This window comes from Janibacter zhangyanbonis, assembly GCF_050507325.1.
In the GTDB taxonomy this organism is placed as follows: domain Bacteria; phylum Actinomycetota; class Actinomycetes; order Actinomycetales; family Dermatophilaceae; genus Janibacter.
Window position 1 is genome coordinate 3,202,773 of the sequence record NZ_CP191481.1, and the last position, 13,980, is coordinate 3,216,752.

General features: G+C 71.9%; 12 protein-coding genes and 1 pseudogene. 7 read left to right on the forward strand and 6 right to left on the reverse strand.

Annotated elements, in window-relative coordinates:
* The first annotated feature begins 17 nt into the window (after window positions 1-17).
* From ACQBJO_RS15765 to ppdK, 3 genes are all read left to right on the forward strand, one after another.
* Entirely contained in the window at window positions 18-1,175 is a 1,158-nt protein-coding gene (locus ACQBJO_RS15765) for an MFS transporter (protein ID WP_421007939.1), read from the forward strand.
* Window positions 1,176-1,255: 80 nt separating this feature from the next.
* A complete protein-coding gene (locus ACQBJO_RS15770) occupies window positions 1,256-1,768 on the forward strand; it encodes a GNAT family N-acetyltransferase (RefSeq protein ID WP_421007938.1) in 513 nt (170 codons plus the stop codon).
* A 111-nt stretch (window positions 1,769-1,879) separates the two neighbouring features.
* Entirely contained in the window at window positions 1,880-4,597 is a 2,718-nt protein-coding gene (gene ppdK / locus ACQBJO_RS15775; protein WP_421007937.1) for a pyruvate, phosphate dikinase, read from the forward strand.
* Window positions 4,598-4,877: 280 nt separating this feature from the next.
* Here ppdK and ACQBJO_RS15780 read toward each other — a convergent pair whose 3' ends face one another.
* Complete coding sequence (locus tag ACQBJO_RS15780; RefSeq protein ID WP_255184644.1) at window positions 4,878-5,117, reverse strand: hypothetical protein; 240 nt, start codon at window positions 5,115-5,117, stop codon at window positions 4,878-4,880.
* 93 nt (window positions 5,118-5,210) lie between these two features.
* Between ACQBJO_RS15780 and ACQBJO_RS15785 the strand changes: the two genes are divergently transcribed.
* Window positions 5,211-6,113, forward strand: coding sequence for a LysR family transcriptional regulator (locus tag ACQBJO_RS15785; protein WP_421007936.1), 903 nt, complete (start codon window positions 5,211-5,213; stop codon window positions 6,111-6,113).
* A gap of 13 nt (window positions 6,114-6,126) precedes the next feature.
* On the opposite strand, the gene ACQBJO_RS15790 is transcribed toward ACQBJO_RS15785, so the two are convergent.
* Together ACQBJO_RS15790 and ACQBJO_RS15795 are read right to left on the reverse strand one after the other, a co-directional pair.
* Window positions 6,127-6,690 (reverse strand): GNAT family N-acetyltransferase, encoded by a 564-nt coding sequence (locus ACQBJO_RS15790; protein WP_421007935.1) that lies wholly within the window; start codon window positions 6,688-6,690, stop codon window positions 6,127-6,129.
* Window positions 6,687-7,097, reverse strand: coding sequence for a DUF1801 domain-containing protein (locus ACQBJO_RS15795; RefSeq protein ID WP_421007934.1), 411 nt, complete (start codon window positions 7,095-7,097; stop codon window positions 6,687-6,689). Before ACQBJO_RS15795 ends, ACQBJO_RS15790 begins: the two co-directional genes overlap by 4 nt.
* Window positions 7,098-7,213: 116 nt before the next feature.
* Between ACQBJO_RS15795 and bla the strand changes: the two are divergent.
* Window positions 7,214-8,073: pseudogene (gene bla / locus ACQBJO_RS15800) on the forward strand (class A beta-lactamase).
* Window positions 8,074-8,085: 12 nt separating this feature from the next.
* On the opposite strand, the gene ACQBJO_RS15805 reads toward bla, so the two are convergent.
* Complete coding sequence (locus ACQBJO_RS15805) at window positions 8,086-8,838, reverse strand: N-acetyltransferase (protein ID WP_421007932.1); 753 nt, start codon at window positions 8,836-8,838, stop codon at window positions 8,086-8,088.
* 320 nt (window positions 8,839-9,158) lie between these two features.
* Between ACQBJO_RS15805 and ACQBJO_RS15810 the strand changes: the two genes are divergently transcribed.
* On the forward strand, window positions 9,159-11,282 hold the full coding sequence (locus tag ACQBJO_RS15810; protein ID WP_421007931.1) for an NAD(+) synthase: 2,124 nt from the start codon (window positions 9,159-9,161) through the stop codon (window positions 11,280-11,282).
* Here ACQBJO_RS15810 and ACQBJO_RS15815 read toward each other — a convergent pair.
* Window positions 11,196-12,206 carry a DMT family transporter gene (locus ACQBJO_RS15815; RefSeq protein WP_421007930.1) on the reverse strand — a complete coding sequence of 337 codons (1,011 nt, stop codon included), beginning with the start codon at window positions 12,204-12,206 and terminating at the stop codon, window positions 11,196-11,198. The two genes, ACQBJO_RS15810 and ACQBJO_RS15815, sit on opposite strands and share 87 nt — an antisense overlap.
* On the opposite strand from ACQBJO_RS15815, the gene ACQBJO_RS15820 reads away from it, so the two are divergent.
* On the forward strand, window positions 12,205-13,614 hold the full coding sequence (locus tag ACQBJO_RS15820) for a PLP-dependent aminotransferase family protein (protein ID WP_421007929.1): 1,410 nt from the start codon (window positions 12,205-12,207) through the stop codon (window positions 13,612-13,614). The genes ACQBJO_RS15815 and ACQBJO_RS15820 overlap by 2 nt on opposite strands.
* Here the strand turns inward: ACQBJO_RS15820 and ACQBJO_RS15825 are convergent.
* Window positions 13,607-13,903 (reverse strand): hypothetical protein, encoded by a 297-nt coding sequence (locus ACQBJO_RS15825; RefSeq protein ID WP_255184655.1) that lies wholly within the window; start codon window positions 13,901-13,903, stop codon window positions 13,607-13,609. The genes ACQBJO_RS15820 and ACQBJO_RS15825 overlap by 8 nt on opposite strands.
* Between the last annotated feature and the right edge of the window lie 77 nt (window positions 13,904-13,980).

A 13,980-nucleotide genomic window follows, 5' to 3' on the forward strand; every position in this document is an offset into this window, starting at 1 on the left:
CGTCCACCGATGGTCGGGTGGGGACAGCCCTCGCCGCCCTGGTGCTCGGGGGCGTCGGCATCGGCGTCACCGAGTTCGTGACGATGGGACTGCTCCCGGAGATCGCCGGGGGCATCGGGACAACGATCCCACAGGCCGGGCACACGATCTCGGCGTACGCGCTCGGCGTCGTCGTCGGCGCACCGACGATCGCGATCTTCGGCAACCGGCTCCCCCGCCGTGAGCTGCTGGTCGCGCTCATGGTCCTCTTCGCCGTGGGCAACGCCCTGAGCGCGGTCGCCACGAGCTACCCGCTGCTCATGCTCGCCCGGCTCGTCGCCGGCATCCCGCACGGCGCCTTCTTCGGCATCGCCTCGATCGTCGCCTTCGACATCGTCGCGCCGGGGCGCGGCGGCTGGGCGGTCAGCCGGATCATGCTCGGCATCCCCATCGCCAACGTCGCCGGCGTCCCACTCGCGACCTGGCTGGGCCAGCAGGCCGGCTGGCGCTCCGCGTACTGGCTCGTCGCCGCGATCGGTGTCCTCACCGCCGTGCTCGTCAGCATCGTCGTCCCGCACCAGCCCGCCGACACAGAGGCCGACGTGCGCAGCGAGCTGTCCGCCTTCGCCGACTCGCAGGTCTGGCTCACACTGCTCGTCGGGTCGATCGGCTTCGGCGGCGTCTTTGCGATGTACTCCTACATCTCGCCGATCCTGCGCAACCAGACCGGCCTGCCCGCCGACGCGGTGCCGATCTACCTCTTCGTCTACGGCGTCGGTGGCCTGCTCGGCACGATGATCGCCGGGCGGCTCGTCGACCTGTCGGTGCTGCGCACGCTCGTCGGGTCGACGATCGCGACCGGGGCCAGCCTCGCCCTCTTCGCCTGGGCGGCCGACTGGGCGATCCCGGCCGGCGTCGCCCTGCTCCTCGTGTGCATCTCCGTCTCGGCCTTCGTCCTCGCCCTCCAGCTGCGGCTCATGGAGGTCGCCGGACGCGCCCGCACCCTCGGCGCCGCCGGCAATCACGCCGCCCTCAACGTCGCCAACGCCCTCGGCGCCTGGCTCGGCGGCCTCGTCCTCGCCGCTGGATGGGGGTGGCAGGCGCCCTCGCTCGTCGGCGCCGGCCTGTCCCTCGCCGGCCTCGTGACGCTGCTGATCTCCCTTCGCATCCACCGCGGTCGCACGACGCTGGACTGACCGTCACCCTTCGCCCTTGGCCCCTTCGAGACGCTTGCTGCGCAAGCTACTCAGGGACCGGAGGGCATATCGTCGGCCCCATGGCGCACCCCGACATCCGCCCGGCCTCGCCGGAGGACCTGCCCGACCTGATCCGTCTGGTCAAGGACCTGGCGACGTACGAGAAGGAGCCGGACGCGGCCGTCGCCACCGAGGACGACTTCCGCGCCGCGCTCTTCCCCACGGTCAAGGGCGCGACGCCGATGGCCTGGTGCCACGTCGCCGAGGCGGGCGAAGGGAGGGACCGCCAGGTCGTCGGGATGGCGCTGTGGTTCCTCACCTTCTCCACCTGGACCGGCCGGCACGGCATCCACCTCGAGGACCTCTACGTCGAGCCGCGGCACCGCGGGTCGGGCCTGGGCAAGGCGCTGCTCGAGACCCTCGCGCAGGAGTGCCGCGAGCGCGGGTACAAGCGGCTGGAGTGGTCCGTGCTGCGGTGGAATGCACCGTCGATCGCCTTCTACGACTCGCTCGACGCGACCCCGCAGGACGAGTGGCTGACCTACCGGCTCGACGGTGACGCTCTCGAGGCGCTCGGTCGCGACGACGACTGAGCGGACTCCCCCTTCGCCCCCGCCCGTCCGGCCACGTGGAACCGGACGTGGAGATCCGGGTCACGCCTGCCATAGTGGGCGGGTTCCACGCACGCATTTGGGAGGCACCCGGTGATTCAGTACGTCCACATGTTCAGCGAGGGCGATCGCGACCAGAAGGATCTGCTCGGCGGCAAGGGGGCCAACCTCGCCGAGATGGTCAAGCTGGGCCTGCCCGTCCCGCCGGGCTTCACGATCACCACCGAGGCCTGCCGCGCCTACCTCTCCGAGGGACGCGTGCCGCCGGAGGTGCGCGTCGAGGTGACCCAGCGCCTGCGTGACGTCGAGGACCTCATCGGCCGCACGCTCGGTGACTCCGAGGAGCCGCTGCTGCTGTCCGTGCGCTCCGGGGCGAAGTTCTCCATGCCCGGGATGATGGAGACGGTGCTCAACGTCGGGCTCAACGACGACACCGTGCACTCGCTGGCCTCCTTCGCCGGCGACGAGCGCTTCGCGTGGGACTCCTACCGGCGCCTCATCCAGATGTTCGGCAAGACGGTGCTCGACATCGACTCCGAGCGCTTCAGCGACGTGCTCGACGCGCACAAGGAGCAGGCCGGGGTCCAGGCGGACGTCGACCTGACCGCCGACCACCTCAAGGAGGTCGTCGCGGAGTTCAAGCAGATCGTGCTCGACGAGACGGGCAACCCCTTCCCGCAGACGCCGCGCCGCCAGGTCGACATGGCGATCGAGGCGGTCTTCCGCAGCTGGAACACCGAGCGCGCCCAGCTCTACCGCCGCCGCGAGCGCATCGCCGACGACCTCGGCACCGCGGTCAACGTGCAGGCGATGGTCTTCGGCAACCTCGGCGAGACCTCGGGCACGGGCGTGTGCTTCACCCGCGACCCCTCCTCCGGCCACTCCGGCGTCTACGGCGACTACCTGCCCAATGCGCAGGGCGAGGACGTCGTCGCCGGCATCCGCAACACCCTCGCGCTCACCGACCTCGAGCAGCGCGACCCCGAGGCCTACAAGGAGCTGCGCGCCGCGATGCGCCGGCTCGAGACCCACTACCGCGACCTGTGCGACATCGAGTTCACCATCGAGCGCGGCAAGCTGTGGATGCTGCAGACCCGCGTCGGCAAGCGCACCGCCGGTGCCGCCTTCCGCATCGCGACCCAGCTCGTCGACGAGGCCCTGATCACGATGGACGAGGCGCTCGAGCGGGTCACCGGCGAGCAGCTGAGCCAGCTGCTCTTCCCGCAGTTCGACCGCGAGGCCGAGCGCACCCTCATCGCGACCGGCATGGGCGCCTCCCCCGGCGCGGCCGTCGGCGCCGTCGCCTTCGACAACGCGAGCGCCGAGGCCAAGCAGGCCGAGGGCAGCTCGGTGATCCTCGTGCGTCGCGAGACCTCCCCCGAGGACCTGCCCGGCATGATCGCCGCCGCGGGCATCCTCACCGCGCGCGGTGGCAAGACCTCGCACGCGGCCGTTGTCGCCCGCGGCATGGGCAAGTGCGCCGTCGTCGGCGCCGAGGACCTCGTCGTCGACGTGGCGAGCAAGGAGATCCGGGTCGGCGAGCACGTCGTGCGCGAGGGCGACACCATCGCCATCGACGGCAAGACCGGCGAGGTCTTCCTCGGCGACGTCCACGTCGTCGACTCCCCCGTGATGACCTACATCTCCGAGGGCATCGAGGCCGCCCGCGCGATCTCCGACGGTCAGGAGACGACCGAGCTCATCGAGGCCGTCGACCGGCTGCTCACCCACGCCGACGCCCGTCGCCGACTCAAGGTGCGCGCCAACGCCGACACCGGCGAGGACGCCCAGCGCGCCCGCGACCGCGGCGCCGAGGGGATCGGCCTGTGCCGCACCGAGCACCAGTTCCTCGGCGAGCGACGCCAGCAGATCGAGCGGGTCGTCCTCGCGGAAACCGACGAGGAGCGCGATGCCGCCCTCGCCGAGCTGCTGCCGGCGCAGATCGAGGACTTCGCCCAGCTGCTCTCCGCGATGGACGGGCTGCCGACGACGATCCGGCTCATCGACCCGCCGCTGCACGAGTTCCTCCCCGACCTCACCGACCTGACCGTCGAGGTCGCCCTGGCGGAGGAGCGCGGCGAGAGCGGCCCCGAGGTCGAGCGGGCGCGCGCGCTGCGCGACGCGGTGCGGGCGATCCACGAGTCCAACCCGATGCTCGGCCTGCGCGGCGTGCGCCTCGGGCTGAAGATCCCCGGCCTCTTCGGCCTGCAGATCCGCGCCATCGCCGAGGCCGTCGTGCGGTTGCGTGAGGAGGGCAAGGACCCCCAGCCGGAGATCATGGTCCCGCTCATCGGCTCCAACCGTGAGCTCGTCATCGTGCGGGCCCAGGCGGAGGAGATCATCGCCGAGGTCGCCGAGGCGCACAACCAGTCGATCGACCTGCCGATCGGCTGCATGATCGAGCTGCCGCGCGCGGCCCTCACGGCCAACCGCATCGCGCAGACCGCCGACTTCTTCTCCTTCGGCACCAACGACCTGACCCAGACGACGTGGGGCTTCTCCCGCGACGACGTGGAGACGGCCTTCTTCCCGAAGTACCTGGAGAACGGCGTCCTGACGATCTCCCCCTTCGAGACCCTCGACGCACTCGGCGTCGGCGAGCTCGTGCGGATCGGCGTCGACAAGGGCCGGAGCACGCAGCCGGGCCTGAAGACCGGCGTCTGCGGCGAGCACGGCGGCGACCCGGAGTCGATCCACTTCTTCAACGAGGCCGGCCTCGACTACGTGAGCTGCTCCCCCTTCCGCGTCCCGGTGGCGCGCTTGGAGGCCGGCCGCGCGGTCGTGCTCACCGACGACGTCGGCACCCGCTGACCGGACCTCGCCCGGGCACGTCCGGGCCTCGAGACCGCACAGGGCGGGACTCCCGACGAGGGGGTCCCGCCCTTCGTCATGCTGGCCCGGTATTGAACCGGTAGCCCCGGGAGCCGGCGGGCCCCTTGGACTGCTGCCGGCTTCCAGGGCTACCGGTTCAACACACAACCTTCATGACGCATGGGCGTCAGTACCTCGTCCGGGCACGACGAAGGCCCCGCACCACATGGTGCGGGGCCTTCGTCACGTCCGGGCTGGATTCGCCCCCGGACGGTCGCGCTCAGCGCGTGGAGAGGACCGGGTGGAAGCGGTCGCTCATCCGGTTGTCGTAGGGCGCGTGGTAGCCCGGCGCGGACGTGGCCGAGGAGATGAGGTCCTGCTTGGACGTGCGGGTCTCGTCCTGGGACATGGCGGCCAGCTCGGCGGCCATGCGGGTGTGGTCGGAGTCCGGGCCGGCACCCCAGTGGCGGTTGGCGGCGGGACGAAGGGCGTTGATGTAGGTCATCCAGAGCTTCTCCATGGCCACAATGATGTCAGCGTCAACTATCCGTGACCAATGCAGTTTTGTGGCAAATCATGCAGGTTTGCTTCATTATCGGCTACTCTTCCGGGCATGGTCGACGCCCACCGACTCCGGACCTTCTTGTCCGTCATGGCCTCCGGCTCGGTCAACGCCGCCGCCGGGCACCTCGGCTACTCACCGTCGGCGGTGAGCCAGCAGATCGCCGCGCTGCAGAAGGAGACCGGGCTCACACTCTTCACCCGCCACGGGCGCGGGATCGAGCCCACACCGGCGGCCCACACGCTCGCAGCGGAGTCCGAGCAGCTCATGACGGAGCTCAAGCGGGTCGATGCCGTCGTCGACGACCTGCGCGAAGGGAGCACCGGCTCGCTGGCGATCGGGTACTTCGCCTCGGCGGGCTATCGGTGGATGCCGCAGCTGGCCAAGCGCCTGCAGGCGAAGATGCCCGAGCTGACGCTGCAGATGGTCCTCACCGAGGGCTACCCGCGCGGCGAGGCTCCGATCGTCGACATCGACGTCGTGCCCGCCGACCCCACCACCTCGGTCCGTGCCGGCCACCTCGTCACTCCCCTGATGACCGACCACTTCGTCGCGCTCGTGCCGGCCGACCACAAGCTCGCCGGGCGGCGCCGGGTCGAGATGGCCGAGCTCGCCGACAGCTCGTGGATCAGCAACGACATCTCCGCCGGCATCACCCAGGACATGGTCGACCGCGCCTGCCGCGCAGCGGGGTTCCGACCCCGATACACGGTCGAGGCGCAGGACCACTACACGGCCACGGCCTTCGTCGCGGCGGGTGTGGGCATCACGGTCCTGCCCGACCTCGCCAGCCGCTCGATCCCCAAGTCGGTGCGCCGCCTGCGCCTGACCAACCCCAACCCGGTGCGTGACATCGTCGCCCTCACCGCGCCCGTGGCCCGGTCCAACGAGGCGGCGAAGCTCGCCGTCGACCTGCTGCAGCAGATCGCCGCCGCCTCTGCCCGGCGCCGGTGACGCCCCCTTCGGCTCAGGGCCACTCCTCGCGCAGGATCCCGTAGGTGTAGCCGTCGACCCAGCCGAGCTCGGCGTGCCACGAGTCCCGGACTCCGTGCTGCTCCCTGCGCATGCCGATGCGCTCCATGACCCGCCACGACGGGGTGTTGTCGGCGAAGCAGCCGGCGGTCACCCGGTGCAGTCCGAGCTCGTCGAAGGCGATCGACAGCAGGCCGCGCGCCAGGTGTGTGCCGTGGCCGCGACCGGCGTGCGCGGGGTCGATGGTGTAGCCGAGACTGCCCTGGGCCCAGCTCCAGATGTCGTGGCCGGCGTGGACCTGACCCATGGCGTCCCCGATGGACAGCGAGCCGGTCCCCACGAGCTGACCGTCGACGTGTGCGGCCACGCCGAGGCTGTCGGGGTCGTCCTCGAGCCAGTCGCGTGTGTACGTCTGCGGGTCGACGGCCGTCAGCAGCAGCCACCGCGTGACCTCGGGGCTGTTGCGCCAGGTGAGTGCCTGCGCGATGTCGTCCGGTGTCGGCGGGCGAAGGGAGAGTGGCCCGGCCTGTCGTGGCCAGGCGAGGTCGGCGACCTTCACTCGCCGGACCCCGCCCAGGACCGCTCGACGAGCTCGCGCAGGACGTCGGCGTCGACGTCCTGCAGACGCTTGATGTAGACGCAGCCCTTGCCGGCGGTGTGCGTGCCGAGGCGGTCGAGCAGGTCCTCGTTGGACCCGTAGAAGGTCAGTCCGTAGAGCGTGAGCGCTGCCTTGCGCGGGGCGAGGCCGATGCGGAACCACTCGTGCTCCTTGCCGTCGGCCGTCGTGTAGGGCTGGGTGCCGAAGCCGATCATCGACGGCCCCCACACGACCGGCTCGGCCCCGGAGACCTCGCGCATGAGGTCGAGCGCGGCCTGCGCGTCCGCGCGGCGGCGCTCGTCGGTCACGGCGCCGAGCACCTCGTCGGGGGAGGTGTCGGTGGGCTTCGTCTTGCGGTCGCTGGCCATGGACCGAGGCTAGTCCGGTTGCGGGGTGGGCTCAGGGCGGCTGTGCTGGTCGCATGGACCTCGACTCCAACGAACCCACCCACGCACCGTCGAGCGAAGGGGTGGGACGCCGGCGACTGCTCGCGGCCGGCCTCGGGGTGGGAGGCTCCGTCCTCGCCGCACCCGCGATCGCCGGGGCGGCGCCCCCTTCGCCCTCATCACGAACCGCCTCGGCGCGGTCGCTGCGCTGGAGGAGCGACTCGACAGCCGGATCGGTCTCCACGCCCGCAACGTGGGCACCGGGGCCACCCTGGCGCACCGGGCCGACGACCGCGAAGCGATGTGCTCGACCTTCAAGGCGCTGGCTGCGGCCACCGTCCTGCGCCGAGGGATCGACCTCGACCGGGTCGTCCGCTACTCCACGAGCGACCTCGTCGAGTACTCGCCGATCACAGGTGAGCGCCGACGCATGACCGTCGGCGAGCTCTGCGACGCCGCGATCCGCTACTCCGACAACACCGCTGGCAACCTTCTCCTCGGACTCATCGGCGGGCCGCGGGGACTGACGCGCGACCTGCGTCGGCTCGGGGACCGTGTGACCCGCCTCGACCGGTGGGAGACCGAGCTCAACACCGCCATCCCCGGGGACCCGCGCGACACGAGCACGCCGCGTGCGCTGGCGACGACGTATCGCCGGCTGACCCTCGGCGACGGCCTGACGGGCACCGACCGGTGGGCGCTGCGCGGGTGGCTCGAGGCGAACACGACGAGCGTCAAGACCTTCCGGGCCGGTCTCCCGCAGGGGTGGTGGAGCGCCGACAAGACCGGCTCCGGCAGCTACGGCGTGACGAACTGCGCGGGGCTGGTCTCTGCGCCGGACGGCACCCAGATCGTCTTCGCCGCGCTGACCCGCCGGTCGGACACTGACCCCGAGGCCACCGGGCACCCCGACCTGATGCGCTCGATCGCGGAGCTCGTCGTCGCCGAGGTCGGCTGACCTCGGCGACGCTCAGGGCGCAGAGGGGGCGGGCCTCAGGTCGTGGTGGACCCAGACGTTGGGCTCGACGTAGACCGCGTGGTCGTTGGCCAAGTCGACATGGACGGGGGCGAGGCCCCCTTCGACCTCGACGGACCCGTCAACGTCGAAGGGCAGGCCGGTCCACTCCCGCCACTGGGCCAGCGTCCCGGGGATCGTCATCGACAGCGGCGCCACCTGAACGATCCGGCCACCGAGCCGCACGTGGGCCCGCAGCCACGGGTCGACCGGCAGCCCGTCCTCGCGGACCCGACGCGCGTACTCGTCTGCGGCGGTGCGGGGTTCAAGCCACTTGCGCGTCGGGCGCACCGGGCCGAAGAGGTCGCGGCACCCCAGCGCCGCGTAGCGCCGACGCGCCTCGGCGAGGAGTGCACCGCTCAGGCCCTCGCCCCGCCGGTCCACCGCGACCCGCGCCTCGATGAGGCTGACCGTCGACAGGTCCGGGGCCTCCCCCTTCGCCGCCAGCCACTCGGCCTCCTGCATCGCGGCGTCCCAACCCCGCGCCGGCAGGTCCGCCAGACCGTGGCCGAAGGGCACCGCGTGCAGCCGCGCGACCGCCGCCGCACCCTCCATGACGACGAGGTGCAGCTGCGGGAAGGCGTCGACCGCCGCCTCGTAGGCCCGGTCCGAGGTCGGGTCCTGGAGCATGAAGGTCGGCCAGTCCCCCGCGATCGACCAGAACGCGTCGACGAGGTCCGGCCGCTCGGCGAGTGAGTGCGTCTCCATCGCCCCATCCAAGACGAAGGGAGCCGCCCCGACCAGTGGGTTTCGTCCCTTCGAGACGGTCGCTGGCGTCCTCCTCAGGGACCGGGGCGTGGCCTTTCGAAGAAGGAACGCTCGCTCGAGCGAGCGTTCCTTCTTCGAATGAGCCGCACCAGGTCTCGAGGCTCGCTGGCGCTCGCACCTCGAGCGGACGGCGAGGAGGCCCGGCGCAGCGTCAAGCCGACGTCGAGAAGGACAACGCGACCACACGACGACGAAGGACTTCGGCAGCGCGCCGGGCCTCCTCGCCGGGAGCAACCGGGCAGGGGCCATAGGCTCGGGGCATGACGGATCGCGACTTCCGCAACCTCTACCGCCACGGCTTCGCGCGGGTGGCGGCGTGCACGCTGCCGGTGACCATGGCGGACCCGCGGGCCAATGCCGCGGCGATCCTCGAGCGGGCCCGGCACGTGGGCGACCAGGGGGCGGCGGTCGCGCTCTTCCCCGAGCTGAGCCTCACCGGCTATGCCATCGACGACCTGCTCCTGCAGGACGTGCTGCTCCGCGAGGTCGAGGCGGCCCTCGTCGACCTCACCCGGGCCACCGCCGACCTGCTGCCGCTCGTCGTCGTGGGTGCCCCCCTTCGCCACCGCAACAGGCTCTACAACTGCGCGGTCCTCATCCACCGCGGCGAGATCATCGGCATCGCACCCAAGGCCTACCTGCCCAACTACCGCGAGTTCTACGAGAAGCGGCACTTCGCCGCCGGCGCCGGCATCGTCGACGAGTGGTTCCGGCCGACCTTCGCCCAGGGCGAGGACGCCGCGGTGCTCGACGGCGTCCCCTTCGGCACCGACCTGCTCGTCCACGTCGACGACGTGCCGGGCCTCGTGGTCCACGTCGAGGTCTGCGAGGACATGTGGGTGCCGGTCCCGCCGAGCGCCCACGCCGCCCTCGCCGGCGCGACCGTCCTGCTCAACCTCTCCGCCTCCCCCATCACCGTCGCCCGGGCAGAGGACCGGCACCTGCTCGCCCGCTCCGCCTCGGCCCGGTGCAATGCCGCCTACGTCTACGCCGCCGCGAGCGAAGGGGAGTCCACCACCGACCTGTCGTGGGACGGCCAGACGATGGTCTACGAAGGGGGCGACCTCCTCGGCGAGTCCGAGCGCTTCCCCTCCGGTCCCCGCGAGACCCTCGTCGACGTCGACGTCGACCGGCTGCGCCAGGAGCGGCTGCGGCAGGGCAGCTTCGACGACAACGGCGTGGCCCTGGGCATCGCCCGCGCCGACGGCGTCCCGACCACCGCCTACCGCGACCTGCACGTCGAGCTCGAGGCGCCCACCGGCGACCTCGGGCTGCTCCGCCCGCTCGACCGCTTCCCCTTCGTCCCCGACGACGAGGCCCGCCTCGCCCAGGACTGCTACGAGGCCTACAACATCCAGGTCTCCGCGGTGGAGCAGCGGCTGCGTGCCATCGGCGGCGCCGACTGGCAGCCCAAGATCGTCATTGGCGTGAGCGGCGGGCTCGACTCGACCCACGCGCTGCTCGTCGCGGCCAAGGCGATGGACCGGCTCGAGCGGCCGCGCACCGACATCATCGGCATCACGATGCCCGGCTTCGCCACGAGCGACCACACGAAGACCAATGCCGTCGCCCTCATGGAGTCGCTCGGCATCACGTGGGAGGAGCTCGACATCCGGCCCACCGCGACGCAGATGCTGCGCGACATGGGCCACCCCTACGGGCTCGACCCCGAGGCCGACCATCCCGACGAGGTCTACGACGTGACCTTCGAGAACGTCCAGGCCGGGCTGCGCACCGACTACCTCTTCCGCATCGCCAACCAGCGCGGCGGCATCGTCCTGGGCACCGGCGACCTGTCCGAGCTGGCCCTCGGCTGGTGCACCTACGGCGTCGGCGACCAGATGAGCCACTACGGGGTCAACGCCGGCGTGCCCAAGACGCTCATGCAGCACCTCGTGCACTGGGTCGCCGACACCGGCCAGCTGCCGGAGGTCTCCGAGACGCTGCGCTCGGTCCTCGCGACCGAGATCTCCCCCGAGCTCGTCCCGAGCAAGGACGCCGACCGGCCGCAGTCGACGCAGGACAAGATCGGGCCCTACGCGCTGCAGGACTTCACGCTCTTCCACGTGCTCCGGCGCGGGGACCGGCCGAGCAAGATCGCCTTCCTCGCGGAGCAGACGTGGTCGGACGCGACGAAGGGAGAGTGGCCCAGCTCCGTCGCCGAGGAGGACCGCGGCGCCTACGACCTCGCCGAGATCAGGAAGTGGCTCGTCGTCTTCGTGCAGCGCTTCTTCGACAACCAGTTCAAGCGGTCGGCGCTGCCCAACGGGCCCAAGGTGCTGCCGGGGGGCGCGGTCTCACCGCGAGGCGACTGGCGGATGCCCAGCGACGCGGCCGCCACCCGCTGGCTCGCCGACATCGAGGACAACGTCCCGGCGGGGTGAGCCGCCGGGGGCGGTCTGCCGCGAGCGGACCGCCAGGGCGGCGCAGAGGATGACGGCGATCCCGCCCACCAGCGTGAGCACGGTGACCTGCTCGTGGAGGAAGAGCGCCGCCCACGCGATCGTCATGACCGGCTGGGTCAGCTGGACCTGGCTCACCCGAGCCATCGGCCCGATGGCCAGACCGCGGTACCACGCGAAGAACCCGAGCCACATGCTGACGACGGCGAGGTAGCCGAAGGCCGCCCACTCCACGGGGCCGGCCTGCGGGGGCGCAGCGACCCACGCGCTCGCCGTGAGCACGGCCATGACCGGGCTGCTCACGACGAGTGCCCACGAGACGGTCTGCCAGGCCCCGAGCTCACGAGCGAGCAGGCCCCCTTCGGCATATCCCACGGCGGCGGCCACGACCGCGCCGAAGAGCAGGATGTCGGGCGCACCCACGCCACCCAGACCGCCGCCCTGGACGACGGCGAAGCCCACGGCGACCACGGCACCCACGATCGACGCGATCCAGAAGGTGCGCGGCGGCCGCTCACCGACCCGAAGCACCGCGGCCACGGCCGTCGCTGCCGGCAGCAGGGCGATGACGACGGCACCGTGCGCCGCCTCGGTGCGGGTGAGGGCGAAGGAGGTGAGGAGCGGGAAGCCGACGACGACCCCGCCGGCGACGAGCACCAGTCGCCACCACTGCGCGCCCTGCGGCAGACGCTGCCGGGTCCAGGCCAGCGCTGCGGCGGCCAGACCGGCCGCCACGACGGCTCGCCCTGCCCCCACGAGGAGGGGTGAGAGCGCACCCCCGCCCACGGCGACCCGGGTGAAGGGCACGGTGAAGGAGAAGGCGAGGACGCCGAGCAGTCCCCAGACCGGGCCGGAGGCGAGTATCGGAGTTGATCTCGAGGCGATAGCGCTACTGTGTTCTCTCATGAACGACGATAGCAGTTCACGGATCGTCGACGAGCTCCGCACGTGGATCGCCACGGCTGCACCGGGGGCCCGCCTGCCCTCGACCCGCACGCTCGTCCGGCAGCACGAGGTCAGCCCACTCACCGTGCAGAAGGCCCTGCGCTCCCTCGTCGCCCTCGGGCTCGTCGAGACCCGCCCCGGGGTGGGCACCTTCGTCCGGGCGCCGCGGACCAGTCGCCCGCACGACTTCGGTTGGCAGACCGCGGCGCTCGGCGCCCCCCGTCGGCAGATCCCCGGGCAGTCCCGGGCCCTGCAACCGGTGCGGCACGACGCGATCGCCTTCCACTCCGGCTACCCGGATCGCGACCTCCTCCCCGAGCGGCTCGTCCGGTCCGCCTTCGCCCGGGTCGCCCGCACCGACGCGGCCATCGCCCGCCCACCGTCGGCGGGACTGCCCGAACTCCAGTCGTGGTTCGCGGCCGAGCTCGCCGCCATGACGCCCGCCTCCGTGTCGGCGCCCGGGCCGCAGGACGTCATCGTCGTGCCCGGCAACCAGGGCGGCCTCACCGCCTGCCTGCACGCGCTCGTCGGAGCCGGACGCCCCCTCGTCATCGAGTCACCGACCTACTGGGGCGCGATCCACGCCGCGGCGCAGGCGGGCGTCGAGCTGGTCCCCATCCCCAGCGGGCCGCTCGGCCCCGATCCCGACGTGCTCGCGCAGGCCCTCGCACGGTCCGGGGCGCAAGCCTTCTACGCCCAGCCGACCCACGCCAACCCGACCGGAGCACGGTGGTCGACCCAGCGCGCTGACGCGGTCCTCGCGGCGGTCCGGGAGCACGGCGCCTTCCTCATCGAGGACGACTGGGCGAGTGACTTCACGCTGACGGGCGAGGCCACGCCCCTCGCCGCCCGCGACGACGGGGGCCATGTCGTCCACCTGCGGTCGCTGACCAAGAGCGTCGCGCCATCCGTGCGGGTCGCCGCCGTCACGGCCCGCGGGCCGGCGCACGAACGCATCCTCACCGAGGTCCGCGCGGCCAACATGTACGTGAGCGGCGCACTGCAGGCCGTGGCCCTCGACGTCGTCACGCAGCCTGGATGGCGCACTCACCTGCGCTCGATGCGGCGTGAGCTCGCCGACCGGCGCGACCTGCTCGTCGCGGCGGTGTCGGAGCACCTGCCGTCCGCCCACCTGAGCGCCATCCCCACGGGCGGTCTGAACCTCTGGATCCGGTTACCGGACGGGACCGATCTGGGGCGCCTGACGAGCGGCTGCGAGGCGAAGGGGGTGCTCGTCGCCCCGGGCGACGAGTGGTTCCCGGCCGAGCCGGTCGGTGCGCACCTGAGGTTGAACTACTCCGGCCCCAACCCCGGGGCCTTCGTCGAGGGCGTGCGCCTCATCGGCGCCACCCTCGACGAGATCACTTGATGCCGACCGACGCGCTGTCGGTGGCGGTGTCACCCTTGCCGTAGGTGTAGGAGCCCAGGCCCATCTTCGACATGACGACACCGACGACGATGGTCAGCACGGCGAGCACGGCCGCGACGACACCGAGCATCGGGCTGAGGACGACGACCGCCCACGTGCCCACGGCGCCAGCGATGATCCCGAGCGTCATGACGGTCCACCACGCGGGGTTCTGGGACTCCCCGAGGTCCTCGACGGCGTGCGGGCCGGTCGGGGGGTGCGAGAGACGCTGGTGCTTGTGCTTGCTCATGGCGCACATCATCCCATGCGGGCCGCGCCGATCGGCAAGGGCCGATCCCTCGCCATGCCGTCCGGCGAGGTCTACCG

Excerpts from the sequence above, each read along its gene's own strand:
- ACQBJO_RS15795 (WP_421007934.1), bottom strand. The coding sequence starts at position 7,097 with ATGGCCAGCGACCGCAAGACGAAGCCCACCGACACCTCCCCCGACGAG.
- ACQBJO_RS15780 (WP_255184644.1), bottom strand. The coding sequence starts at position 5,117 with ATGGAGAAGCTCTGGATGACCTACATCAACGCCCTTCGTCCCGCCGCC.
- ACQBJO_RS15820 (WP_421007929.1), top strand. The coding sequence starts at position 12,205 with ATGAACGACGATAGCAGTTCACGGATCGTCGACGAGCTCCGCACGTGG.
- ACQBJO_RS15810 (WP_421007931.1), top strand. The coding sequence starts at position 9,159 with ATGACGGATCGCGACTTCCGCAACCTCTACCGCCACGGCTTCGCGCGG.
- ACQBJO_RS15815 (WP_421007930.1), bottom strand. The coding sequence starts at position 12,206 with ATGAGAGAACACAGTAGCGCTATCGCCTCGAGATCAACTCCGATACTC.
- ACQBJO_RS15805 (WP_421007932.1), bottom strand. The coding sequence starts at position 8,838 with ATGGAGACGCACTCACTCGCCGAGCGGCCGGACCTCGTCGACGCGTTC.
- ACQBJO_RS15770 (WP_421007938.1), top strand. The coding sequence starts at position 1,256 with ATGGCGCACCCCGACATCCGCCCGGCCTCGCCGGAGGACCTGCCCGAC.
- ACQBJO_RS15825 (WP_255184655.1), bottom strand. The coding sequence starts at position 13,903 with ATGAGCAAGCACAAGCACCAGCGTCTCTCGCACCCCCCGACCGGCCCG.
- ACQBJO_RS15785 (WP_421007936.1), top strand. The coding sequence starts at position 5,211 with ATGGTCGACGCCCACCGACTCCGGACCTTCTTGTCCGTCATGGCCTCC.